The sequence below is a fragment of the Kitasatospora sp. NPDC093550 genome, from assembly GCF_044764985.1.
Lineage (GTDB): Bacteria > Actinomycetota > Actinomycetes > Streptomycetales > Streptomycetaceae > Kitasatospora.
Genome location: NZ_JBIWJF010000020.1, coordinates 1 through 12,073 on the forward strand (window position 1 = coordinate 1; position 12,073 = coordinate 12,073).

General features: G+C 73.8%; 6 protein-coding genes. 3 read left to right on the forward strand and 3 right to left on the reverse strand.

Annotation, left to right across the window (positions count from 1 at the left end; all coding sequences use genetic code 11):
- The first annotated feature begins 253 nt into the window (after nucleotides 1–253).
- The gene (gene glgX, locus ACIRD3_RS28030; protein ID WP_402222010.1) at nucleotides 254–2,548 is read left to right on the forward strand and encodes a glycogen debranching protein GlgX; all 2,295 of its coding nucleotides are present in this window, start codon (nucleotides 254–256) and stop codon (nucleotides 2,546–2,548) included.
- Between the two features lie 89 nt (nucleotides 2,549–2,637).
- Here the strand turns inward: glgX and ACIRD3_RS28035 are convergent, their stop codons facing one another.
- Entirely contained in the window at nucleotides 2,638–4,068 is a 1,431-nt protein-coding gene (locus tag ACIRD3_RS28035) for a family 2B encapsulin nanocompartment shell protein (RefSeq protein ID WP_402222012.1), read from the reverse strand.
- Nucleotides 4,069–4,300: 232 nt separating this feature from the next.
- On the opposite strand from ACIRD3_RS28035, the gene ACIRD3_RS28040 reads away from it, so the two are divergent.
- The gene (locus tag ACIRD3_RS28040) at nucleotides 4,301–6,247 is read left to right on the forward strand and encodes an ABC transporter ATP-binding protein (protein WP_402222015.1); all 1,947 of its coding nucleotides are present in this window, start codon (nucleotides 4,301–4,303) and stop codon (nucleotides 6,245–6,247) included.
- 38 nt (nucleotides 6,248–6,285) lie between these two features.
- On the forward strand, nucleotides 6,286–8,076 hold the full coding sequence (locus ACIRD3_RS28045) for an ABC transporter ATP-binding protein (RefSeq protein ID WP_402222254.1): 1,791 nt from the start codon (nucleotides 6,286–6,288) through the stop codon (nucleotides 8,074–8,076).
- 117 nt (nucleotides 8,077–8,193) lie between these two features.
- Here the strand turns inward: ACIRD3_RS28045 and ACIRD3_RS28050 are convergent, their stop codons facing one another.
- Together ACIRD3_RS28050 and glgP are read right to left on the reverse strand one after the other, a co-directional pair.
- Nucleotides 8,194–9,093, reverse strand: a complete 900-nt coding sequence (locus tag ACIRD3_RS28050; RefSeq protein WP_402222018.1) for a hypothetical protein — start codon at nucleotides 9,091–9,093, stop codon at nucleotides 8,194–8,196.
- Nucleotides 9,094–9,178: 85 nt separating this feature from the next.
- Nucleotides 9,179–11,860, reverse strand: coding sequence for an alpha-glucan family phosphorylase (gene glgP / locus ACIRD3_RS28055; protein ID WP_402222021.1), 2,682 nt, complete (start codon nucleotides 11,858–11,860; stop codon nucleotides 9,179–9,181).
- Between the last annotated feature and the right edge of the window lie 213 nt (nucleotides 11,861–12,073).

Consider the following 12,073-nt stretch of genomic DNA (forward strand, 5'->3'; position numbering starts at 1 on the left):
CCCCCCCCCCCCCCCCCCCCCCCCCCCCCCCCCCCCCCCCCCCCCCCCCCCCCCCCCCCCCCCCCCCCCCCCCCCCCCCCCCCCCCCCCCCCCCGCCACCCACCCTCCCGAAAGCCACCACCCCACCAGCCCCGCGCAGCGGCCCCCACCCCGCCATCCGCCGGTAAGCCCCCGTTCAGCCGCTTCCGATCTGCACAATCCGGGAAGACCCAAAGAACGGGACTCAGGACACCCCGCCCAGGGAGGTACGGCCATGGCGTCAGGGCAGGAGCTGGAAGCCACAGCACGGCCGAGCAGCGCCGAGCAAGCCACCGAGCCACCCCTCCCCGGCACCTGGCAACCCCTGGGCGCCCGCTTCCGCCCCAGCCCCACCCCCCACCACCCCACCCCCCACACCCAGCACCCCAGCCCCACCCCCCACCACCCCAGCCCCCACCCCCAGCACCCCACCCCGGGCACCAACTTCGCCCTCTGGACCCCCGGCGCCGAGGCCGTCGACCTGTGCCTCTTCGACGAGGACGGCCGGGAGAGCCGGCACCGCCTCACCGAGCAGGACTTCCAGGTCTGGCACGGCTTCCTCCCCGGCGTCCTCCCCGGCACCCGCTACGGCTTCCGCGTACACGGCCGCTGGGACCCGTGGACGGGAGCCCGCTGGAACCCGGCCAAGCTGCTGCTGGACCCGTACGCCCGCGCCATCGACGGCTGTTACACCTCCCACGACGCCGCCTGCGCCGCCGTCCGCAACTGGCCGGAGGCGGACGTCGCCGACACCGTCCGGGACAACCGCGACTCCGCGCCGTACGTGCCCAGATCCGTGGTCGTGCACGATGACGACGACTGGTTCGACGACCACCGCCCGAAGACCCCCTGGGCCGAGACGGTGATCTACGAGCTGCACGTCCGCGGCTTCACCATGCGCCACCCCGACATCCCGCCGCACCTCCGCGGCACCTACGCCGGCCTCGCCCACCCCGCCGCCATCGCCCACCTCACCCGTCTCGGCGTGACCGCCGTCGAGCTGCTGCCGGTCCACCAGTACGCCAGCGAGGACCACCTGCAGACCCGCGGCCTGGTCAACTACTGGGGCTACAACACGGTCGGCTACTTCGCCCCGCACGCCGGCTACTCCGCCTCCGGCTCCCGCGGCGGCCAGGTCGGCGAGTTCAAGCGGATGGTCCGGGCCCTGCACGCCGCCGGGATCGAGGTGATCCTGGACGTGGTGTTCAACCACACCGCCGAGGGCGGCGCCCTCGGCCCGATGCTCTCACTGCGCGGCATCGACAACGCCGGCTACTACCGCCTGCCGCCGAACCGCCCGCGCGGCTACGCCGACTACACCGGCTGCGGCAACACCCTGGACACCCGCCGTCCGCAGGTGATCCGGCTGGTCACCGACTCGTTGCGGTACTGGGTCGCCGAGATGGGCGTGGACGGCTTCCGGTTCGACCTCGCCGCCGCCCTCGCCCGCGGCGGCCCGGGCGGCGGCGACGGCGTGGACATGGACCACCCCTTCCTCGCCGCGGTCTCCCAGGACCCGCTGCTGAGCCGGGTGAAGCTGATCGCCGAGCCCTGGGACGTCGGCCCGGGCGGCTACCAGGTCGGCGGTTTCCCCCCGCTGTGGGCCGAGTGGAACGACAAGTACCGCGACGCCGTACGGGACTTCTGGCGCGGCGCCCGCCCGGACGTCCGCGAGCTCGGCTACCGCCTCTCCGGCTCCTCCGACCTCTACCAGCGCGGCGGCCGCCGCCCGTACGCCTCGGTCAACTACGTGACGGCGCACGACGGTTTCACCCTGCGCGACCTGGTCTCCTACGACCGCAAGCACAACGAGGCGAACGGCGAGGCCAACCGGGACGGCACCGACGACAACCGCTCCTGGAACCACGGCGCCGAGGGCGAGACCACCGACCCGACCGTCAACGCCCTCCGTCTGCGCCAACTGCGCAACCTGATCGCCACCCTGCTGCTCTCGGCGGGCGTCCCGATGCTCACCGCCGGGGACGAGCTGGGCCGCACCCAGGGCGGCAACAACAACGCCTACTGCCAGGACAACGAGGTCAGCTGGCTGGACTGGTCGCTGCTGGCGGAGCCCGGCTGGCGGGAGCTGTGCGAGCTGACCGCCCGGCTCGTCCGGCTTCGCCGGGCGCACCCGGTGCTCCGCCGGCGGGCGTTCTTCTCCGGCCGGGCCACCGCCCCCGGCGGACAGCCGGACCTGGCCTGGTTCACCCCGCTCGGCAAGGAGATGACCGAGGCCGACTGGTTCGCGCCGACGGCCTGCCTCGGCATGCTGCTCTCCGGCTCCGCGATGTCCGAACGGGACGACGCCGGGCGCCCGTTGCGGGACGACAGCTTCCTGCTGCTGCTCAACGCCGGCCACCGCGAGGTGCTGTTCACCCTGCCCGGCGAGCCCTGGGCGGCCCCGGAGGCCGCGTACGAGACGGTGGTCGACACCGCCGCCGCCGGCACCGGCGAGCCGCACCCGCACGGCGCCGTCGTCCTGGGCGGGCGCTCACTGCAACTGCTGCGCGCACCCGCCCCGAACCCCTGAGCCCAAGCCCCGACCCCGCGCCCCCACCCCCCACCCCCCGAAGCCCCGACCCCGGAACCCCTGAGCTCCGACCCCCTGCCCCCCGCCCGTCAGCCCCGGGCGTGCCCCAGCTCCACGTTCTCCAGCACCCCGATCGCGTCCGGCACCAGCACCGCCGCCGAGTAGTAGGTGCTGACCAGGTACGAGGCGATCGCCTTCTCGTCGATGCCCATGAAGCGGACGTTCAGACCGGGCTCGACCTCGTCCGGGAGGTTGATCTGGGTCAGCCCGACCACGCCCTGGTTGTCCTCGCCGACCCGCATCGCGATGAACGAGCTGGTCTGCTGGTCGGAGACCGGGATCTTGTTGCACGGGAGGATCGGCACCCCGCGCCAGGTCGGCCGGTGCTTGCCGAGGACGTCGACGGTGGCCGGGTAGACGCCGATCTTGTTGCACTCCCGCTCGAAGGCGGCGATCGCCCGCGGGTGGGCGAACAGGAAGTCGGTGTCGCGCCGCATGCTCAGCAGCTCGTCCAGGTCGTCCGGGGTGGGCGCCCCGGAGCGGGTCTGGATCCGCTGGTCGAAGTCGGTGTTGCCGAGCAGGCCGAACTCCGGGTTGTTGATGAGCTCGTACTCCTGCCGCTCCCGCAGGGCCTCGACGGTCAGCCGCAGCTGCTCCTCGGTCTGGTTCATCGGCTTGTTGTAGAGGTCCGCGACCCGGGTGTGCACCTTGAGCACGGTCTGCGCGACGCTCAGCTCGTACTCGCGCGGCTTCAGCTCGTAGTCCACGAAGGCGCCCGGCAGCTCGTACTCGCCGTGGTGGCCGGCCGAGAGGTCGATCTTCGCCTCGCCGTGCGCGTTCTGGGCCTGCGCGGCGTCGGCGGCGAAGCCCAGCAGTTGCTCGCGCAGCGAGTCCGAGCGGTCGACCAGCTCCTGGAAGACCGTCCAGGGCAGCGCCATCGCGACGCCGGAGGTCGCGGCCTTCACGGTGTACGGCCAGGTGCCGCTCTGCTCGGTGAGCGCCTCGTCGCCGATGTGGTCGCCGTCGGCGAGGGAGCCGAGCACGGTCGGCTCGCCGTACTTGCCGGTGCCGATCCGCTCGACCTTGCCGTGCGCGACCAGGAACACCTCCTCGATCGGCGTGCCCTCCTCGACCAGCACGTCGCCCACCACGAAGTCCCGCTGCACGAACCGGCCGGCCAGCTCCTCCAGCACCGCGTCGTCCTGGTACCCGTGCAGCGCCGGCACCTCGCGCAGCGTGGGGGCGATCACGCTCACCGTCGACCCGGACGTGGAGAAGCTCACCCGGCCGCGCCCGGTGGCGAAGCTGAGGCGGCGGTTGACCCGGTAGGTGCCCGCGCTGACCTGCACCCAGGGCAGCATCTTCAGCAGCCAGCGGGAGGTGATCTCCTGCATCTGCGGCTTCGACTTGGTCGTCGTCGCCAGGTTCCGGGCTGCGGTCGTGCTGAGGCTGAGCCGGGCCCGCACCTGCACCATCGCGGAGCCGCCGGGGGCCGGGGTGGGTTCGGTTTCGACCGTCATGTCCACACTCCTGTCACTCAGGTATCAATGAGCATCCGTCAGGAGATTCCATCGGCCGATCGGCCGGGGCTCGCAAGAGGCGCACGGCGCAGTCGTCCCTGCACGAACCGCCGCGCACGCCCCGCCGTCCACCCCGCACCGCCCGTCCGGGTGGCCGGTTCTCGCCGGACGGCACCGACAGGGGCGAAAAACCGGATGAGAAATGACGGGCTCTCTGCCTACCCTCACCGCGATGGCCGAGAACCGACATGACACCGACAACCAGCCCGGCGACGCGCCTGCCGACGTGCCCGCCACCACGCCCGGAGGCGCTCCCGCCGACGCGCCCGCCAACGCAGCCGTGACCGAGCACCGCCACTCCACGGTCCGCTCCCTGCTGCGCCTGTGGCCGTACGCGCGCGCCGTCCGCGGCCGGCTGGCCGTGTCCGTGACGGCCGCCTCCCTCGGCATGCTGAGCACCCTCGCCGTCCCCGTGGTCCTCGGCCGGATCGTGGACGGCCCGCTCGCCACCCACGACCCGGCCGCCCTGTGGCCGCTGGTCGGCCTGCTGCTGGTCGTGGGCCTCTTCGAGGCCGGGCTCTTCTACACCCGCCGGGTGGTGCTGGCCCGCCCGCTGGCCGGGCTGGAGACGGCGATGCGCGGCGACCTCTTCGCCAAGCTCCAACGGCTGCCGGTCTCCTTCCACGACCGCTGGGGCTCCGGCCAGCTGCTCTCCCGGGCCACCGCCGACATGTACACCATGCGGCTGTTCCTGGCCTTCCCGCTGGTCTTCCTGATCGTCAACTCGGTGATGTTCCTGGCCGGCACGGTGGTGATGTTCACCCAGGACTGGCGGCTCGCGCTGATCGCCCTGGTGCCCGTCGTCCCGCTGTTCCTGCTCACCCGGAGCTTCGAGTCCCGCTACTCCGGCGCCTCCCGGCTCGCCCAGGACCAGAACGGCGACCTCGCCACCATCGTCGAGGAGTCCGTCCTCGGCATCCGGATCCTCAAGGCCTTCGGCCGCCACCGCTCGATGGCCGAGCGCTTCCGCGAGCAGTCCCGCGAGCTGCGCCGCACCGAGCTGCACAAGGCCCACCTGCTCGCCAAGCTCTGGGCCGTCATCATCGGCCTGCCGGAGCTCGCCCTCGGCTGCGCCCTCGCCGTCGGCGCCGTCCTGGTCGCCCACGACGAGCTGAGCGCCGGCACCCTGGTCGCCTTCCTCTCCACCGCGCTCGCGCTGCGCTGGCCGGTCGAGTCGCTCGGCTGGCTGCTCGCCTACGCCAACGAGGCCGCCACCGCCACCGACCGCTTCTTCGAGGTGCTGGACGAACCGGACACCCCGGATCCGGGCACCGTCACCGAGCTCGGCGCCCCCGACGGCATCCGCTTCACCGGCGTCCGCTTCCGCTACCCCGACGCCCCCGCGGACAGCCCCGACCTGCTGGCCGGCATCGACCTGCACATCCGCAGCGGCGAGACGATGGCCCTGGTCGGCGCCACCGGCAGCGGCAAGACCACGCTCACCGCCCTGCTCCCCCGTCTGCACGAGGCCACCGCCGGCACCATCACGCTGGACGGCCGGGACGTCCGCGACCTGCCCCGGGAGCGGCTGCGCGAACTCGTCGCGGTCGCCTTCGAGGAGCCCACCCTGTTCTCCGCCACCGTCCGGGAGAACGTCCTGATGGGCGCCCCCGGCGCCGACGGGGACCAGCTGCGCTCGGCCCTCGCCACCGCCCAGGCCGGCTTCGTCGACAGGCTCCCCGAGGGCGCGGACACCGAGGTCGGCGAGCAGGGCCTGAGCCTGTCCGGCGGCCAGCGCCAGCGGCTCGCGCTGGCCCGCGCGGTGGTCGGCGACCCGGCCTTCCTGGTGCTGGACGACCCGCTCTCCGCGCTGGACGTGCACACCGAGGCCCTGGTGGAGCGGGCGCTGCGCGAGGTCCTCGGCACCACCACCGCCCTGGTGGTCGCCCACCGCCCCAGCACCGTGCTGCTCGCCGACCGGGTCGCGGTACTGGCGGACGGCCGGATCGAGGCCGTCGGCACCCACCAGGAGCTGCTGCGCGACTGCGCGCACTACCGCGAACTGATGTCGGGTGAGGCCTCCCCCGCTCCCGTGCCCGACGCCCCCGCACCCAGCGCCCCCGTGCCCGGCGCCCTCGCACCCGACGCCCTCGTGCCCGGAGGAAGTACAGCCCCGTGACGACCACCGCCGAACCCGCCGCCCCGGCCGAGGAGGAGCTGCCCCCGCCCCCGGCCGACGAGGAGGACATCCCCGTCCCGCCCGGCGCGCCCCGGGCGCTGCTGCGCTCGCTGCTCGGCCCGCACCGGGCCCGGATCGCCGTCGCGATGCTGGTGATCCTGGTCCAGCAGGCCGCCCTGCAGTCCGGCCCGCTGCTGGTCGCGATCGCGATGGACCGCGCCATCCCGGCCCTGCGCGCGCACGACTCCGGCCCGCTGATCGCGGTCATCGCCGCCTACCTGTGCTGCGCGCTGCTCAGCCCGGTGCTGCAGTGGGCGTTCATCAAGATCAGCGCCCGGGTCAACCAGGACATCCTGCTGGAGCTGCGCGGCCGGATCTTCCGGCACGCCCAGCGGCTCAGCCTGGACTTCCACGAGCGCTACACCTCGGGCCGGATCATCTCCCGGGCCACCAGCGACATCGACGCGCTGCGCGAGCTGCTCTCCGAGGGCCTGCAGGAGCTTCTGACGGTCTTCCTGTCGCTCTGCTACATCTCGGTGCTGCTGCTGGCGCTGGACTGGCGGCTCGGCCTGGTGTCGCTGCTGTCCGGCGTGCCGCTGGCGCTGATCGCCCGCTCCTTCCGCAGCCGCTCGCGCCGGGTCTACCGCCGCTCCCGGACCTCGGCAGCCTCGCTGATCGTCCGTTTCACCGAGACCATGAACGGCATCCGCCCGGTGCAGGCCTTCCGCCGCGAGAAGGCCAACGACGCCGCCTTCGCCGTGGTCAACCGGCAGTCCGCGACCGCGACCGCGGACGGCCTGCTGGAGATCGCCCGCTACGTCGGACTGTCCCGCGCCACCGCCAACCTGTGGATCACCGGCGTGGTGCTGGTCGGCGCGTACCTGGTCGTCGACGACTCGCTGGAGCTGGGCGTGCTCACCGCCTTCACGCTCTACCTGCGCCGGCTCTACGACCCGATCGACCAGCTGGCGATGTTCCTGAACAGCTACCAGTCGGCCGCCGCGGCCCTGGAGAAGATCGCCGGTCTGCTCGCCCACGAGCCGACCGTGGCCGAACCGGCCCGGCCGACGGAGCTGCCCCCGACCACCCGGAAGGGCCGGGCGGTCTCCTTCGAGGGGACCCGTTTCGCGTACCGCACCGGCAAGGAGGTGCTGCCGCCCTTCGACCTGTCGATCCCGGCCGGGCAGACGGTCGCGGTGGTCGGGGCGACGGGCGCGGGCAAGTCGACGGTCGCCAAGCTGCTGGCCCGCTTCTACGACCCGACCGGCGGCCGGATCCGGCTGGACGGCGTGGACCTCCGCGAGCTGGCCACCACCGAGCTGCGCCGCGGGGTGGTGATGGTGACCCAGGAGTCCTTCCTGTTCTCCGGCACCGTCGCCGAGAACATCGCGATCGGCCGCCCGGGTGCCTCCCGCGAGGAGGTCGAGCGGGCCGCCCGCGACATCGGCGCGTACGAGTTCATCGCGGCCCTGCCGGACGGCTTCGACACCGACGTGCGCAAGCGCGGCGGCCGGATCTCGGCCGGCCAGCGCCAGCTGGTCGCCTTCGCCCGCGCCCTGCTGGCGGACCCGGCGGTGCTGATCCTGGACGAGGCGACCAGCTCCCTGGACGTCCCGGGCGAGCAGGCCGTCCAGCGGGCGATGCGCACGGTGCTGGCCGGCCGTACGGCGGTGATCATCGCGCACCGGCTCTCCACCGTGGAGATCGCCGACCGCGTCCTGGTGATGGACGGGGGCCGGATCGTGGAGGACGGCTCCCCGCGGGAGCTGATCGACGGCTCCGGCCGCTTCGCCGACCTCCACCGGGCCTGGCGGGACAGCCTGGTCTGAGGGGCCCGGCCCCGACCCGTGAATGTGCCCGACCGGGTGCGCCGTCACGCACCCGGCCGGGCCGCCCCCTTGGCCTCCCCCGGCCTCCCCCTCTTCCCGCTCGTCCTCCGGGGGCCGTCAGCCGACGGTCACCCCGTAGTCGGTGTGCCAGTCCGGCGAGGGGCGGTCCTCCTGGGTGGCCACCACGTCCAGCGTCCCGCCGGGCAGCACCTGCCCGGCGACGGCCGCCGGGTCGATCACCACCGCCGGGTCGACGAAGACCGCGTCGTGGTAGCGCGGCCCGCTCGGCAGGTGGCAGGTCAGCGTCCGCGGCCCGGTCGCCGTGCAGTCGTACGGCACGGTGCCGGTCAGCGTGGTGTGCTCCGGCGTGGTGATCGCCAGGTCGACCGGGTGGGTCGAGTACGAGGGGCCCGCGTTGTACACCCACAGCGGCAGGGTGACGGTCTCGCCGGGTTTGCCGGTGAGGTCGCCCGGCTGCGGCACCGGGTGGCCGGCCTCCCAGGCCGAGGAGGCGCCGACCATGAAGTGCGCCCTGGTGTCGGCGGTGGTGAGGCGGTACGGCGTGGTGTGGCCGGACTGGTCCGGGTCACCCGGGTAGAAGGCCTGGACGTCGCCGCTGACGGTGGTGAACGGAGAGGTGATCGGCGCGACGTACAGCGCCAGCCGCTCCACCGAGCTCGCCCCGGGCGCCAGGCCGGCCGGGACCTGGTAGGAGCTGCCGGTACCGAAGTAGGTCAGGGTGACCGGCGGGTCGGCCGACTGCACCACGCCGGGCGACGGGAAGTGCACGACCACCAGGGTCGCTCCGCCGGTGGCCGCCGGGCCGTGGTTGGTGACCCGCACCTCCAGGGTCCCGGTCTCGCCGGGCACCACCGGGTCCTGCGGCGGGCAGAGTTCGACGGACAGCCGTGCGGCCGCCGGTGGCGCCGCGAGCGGGGTGGTGGCCGCCCGGGCCGGCCACGCCACGAGGACGACGGAGAGCGCGGCGAGGGCGGCCGCGCGCAGGGTTCGGATCATGGGCATCACGCTCCCCCCGCCCGACACCCGGGGCAACCGGATGACTGCCGTCCGAGTTGGCGCACGGCAGTCATCCGTCACTCCGTCAGCGCAGCAGCCCCGCGTCCATCCCGACCGACTCGGCCGGCAGCGCGACCAGCCCCGGCTCGGCCGGGGAGGCCAGCCGCGGGTGGGCCGGCAGGACGCGGACGGTGTAGCCGAACGGTCCGGTCCGGCACAGCTCCAGCGAGCCCTCGTAGCGGGTGCGGCCGTCCAGGTCGGGCCCGCCGACCGGCTTGAGGGCGAGCAGGCAGGCGTCCGAGATGCCGTCCGACTCGTCCACCCGGCCGGAGACCACCTGTACCTCGACGTCGTCCGGCGCCAGCGAGCCCAGCGCGACCTGCACCCGCAGCGCCAGCGAGCTGCCCAGCTCCTGGGCCTCGGCCGGACAGTCCGCCTCGACGTGCTCGACCCGGACGGCCGGCCAGGCCTCCCGTACCTTCGCCTTCCAGACCGCCAGCTCCCGCGCGGGGGCGCCACCGGTGCCCGTCAGCTCGCGCTGGGCCAGGGCCGCCGGGGCGTACAGCCGTTCGACGTACTCGCGGACCATCCGTCCGGCGAGCACCTTGGGACCGAGGGTGACCAGGGTGTGCCGGACCATGGCGATCCACTGCTGCGGCAGCCCGTCCGCGTCCCGGTCGTAGAACCGGCCGGCGACCTGGTGCTCGATCAGGTCGTAGAGCGCGGCCGCCTCGATGTCGTCGCGCCGCTCGGCCTCGCCGCTGTCCGGGTCGAGCACCCCGCCGCTCTCGTCGGCGGTGGGGATCGCCCAGCCGTTGCGGCCGTCGTACCACTCGTCCCACCAGCCGTCCAGGACGGACAGGTTGAGGCAGCCGTTGAGCGCCGCCTTCATCCCGGAGGTGCCGCAGGCCTCCAGCGGGCGCAGCGGGTTGTTGAGCCAGACGTCGCAGCCCGGGTAGAGGTGCCGGGCCATCGCCATGTCGTAGTCCGGCAGGAAGACGATCCGGTGCCGGACGGCCGGGTCGTCGGCGAAGGCGACCATCTGCTGGATCAGCCGCTTGCCGCCGTCGTCGGCCGGGTGGGCCTTGCCCGCCACCACGATCTGGACCGGCCGGGTGGGGTGCAGCAGCAGGCCGCGCAGCCGCTCCGGGTCGCGGAGCATCAGGGTGAGCCGCTTGTACGAGGGCACCCGGCGGGCGAAGCCGATGGTGAGCACGTCGGGATCGAGCACCGAGGAGACCCAGCCGAGTTCGGCCTCGCCGGCCCCGCGCTGGCGCCAGGAGGCGTGCAGCCGACGACGGGCCTCGTCCACCAGCTGGGCGCGCAGGGTGCGGCGCAGCTCCCAGATCGCGGAGTTGCCGATCGCCTCCAGGCCGGTCCAGCGGGTGGCCTCGCCGGTGGTCATCGCCTCCTCGGCGCGCTCGGCGCCGATCTCGGCGGCGCCGAGCCGGACGACCGCCGGGTCGATCCAGGTGGCGGCGTGCACGCCGTTGGTGACCGAGGTGATCGGCACCTCGGCGGGGTCGAAGCCGGGCCAGAGGCCGTTGAACATCGAACGGCTGACCTCGCCGTGCAGGGCGGAGACCCCGTTGGCGCGCTGGGCCAGCCGCAGGCCCATGGCGGCCATGTTGAACAGCTTCGGGTCCCCGCCGCGCCAGGTCTCGGCGCCGAGCGCGAGCACCTGGTCGACCGGGACGCCGGGCAGCGCGACCTCGCCGCCGAAGTGACGGGCGACCAGCTCGCGGTCGAAGCGGTCGATGCCGGCCGGGACGGGCGTGTGGGTGGTGAAGAGGGTGCCGGCCCGGACGGACTCCAGGGCGGCGGCGAAGTCGAGGCCGTCGGCGCCCGGGTCGGCCGGGCCCGCGGCGACCAGCTCGCGGATCCGTTCGACGCCGAGGAAGCCGGCGTGGCCCTCGTTGGTGTGGAAGACCTCGGGGGCGGGGTGCCCGGTGAGCCGGCAGTAGGCGCGTACGGCCCGGACGCCGCCGATGCCGAGCAGCATCTCCTGGAGCAGCCGGTGCTCGCTGCCGCCGCCGTACAGCCGGTCGGTGACGTCGCGTTCGGCGGGCGAGTTGGCCTCGATGTCGGAGTCGAGGAGCAGCAGCGGCACCCGGCCGACCTGGGCCTTGCGGATGTGGGCCGCCAGGGTGCGGCCGCCGGGCAGCGCGAGGTCGACCCGGCAGGGGGTGCCGTCGGCCTCCCGCAGCAGACTGACCGCGAGCTCGTCCGGGTCGAGCAGCGGGTAGCGCTCCTGCTGCCAGCCGTCCCGGTCGAGCGACTGGCGGAAGTAGCCGTGCCGGTAGAACAGGCCGACGCCGATGATCGGGACGCCGAGGTCGCTGGCGGCCTTGAGGTGGTCGCCGGCCAGGATGCCGAGCCCGCCGGAGTACTGGGGCAGCGCGGCGGCGATGCCGTACTCGGGCGAGAAGTAGGCGACCGCGGCGGGCAGCGCGGCGGCCTCGGCCTCCTGCCGGGTCTGGTACCAGCGCGGGCCGCTCAGGTAGTCGCGCAGGTCGTCGGCGAGGTCGCCGAGTCTGCGCAGGAAGCGCCGGTCGGCGGCGAGCGCGGCGAGCCGGACGGCCGGGACCTCCCCGAGCAGCCGCACCGGGTCCTCGCCGGTCGCGGCCCAGACCTCCGGGTCCACGGACCGGAACAGGTCCCTGGTCTCGGGGTGCCAGGACCAGCGCAGGTTGAGGGCCAGCTCGTGCAACGGCTGGAGTTGTTCGGGCAGGACGGTGCGGACGGTGAATCTGCGGATTGCCTTCACGGCGTGAAGCGTAGCCGCGGCGGTCGGTCCGACAGTGCGTCAAGTGGGCTATTGGGCATCCGTTCGGCCTATTGATGAGATCGCATTCGGCGCATTGGTCTGCACGGGGGGCGCGCGAGGCGCACATTTCGGGGTCCCGCGCTACCAATGCGTGAACTCTGCGGTACGGATCCATTTCCGACCGCGCATCCGCTCGGGACAAGGTCCGAAACT

Bases quoted from the DNA above. Each gene is read 5' to 3' on its own strand.
- ACIRD3_RS28050 (WP_402222018.1), bottom strand. From the start codon at position 9,093: ATGATCCGAACCCTGCGCGCGGCCGCCCTCGCCGCGCTCTCCGTCGTC.
- glgX (WP_402222010.1), top strand. From the start codon at position 254: ATGGCGTCAGGGCAGGAGCTGGAAGCCACAGCACGGCCGAGCAGCGCC.
- ACIRD3_RS28035 (WP_402222012.1), bottom strand. From the start codon at position 4,068: ATGACGGTCGAAACCGAACCCACCCCGGCCCCCGGCGGCTCCGCGATG.
- ACIRD3_RS28040 (WP_402222015.1), top strand. From the start codon at position 4,301: ATGGCCGAGAACCGACATGACACCGACAACCAGCCCGGCGACGCGCCT.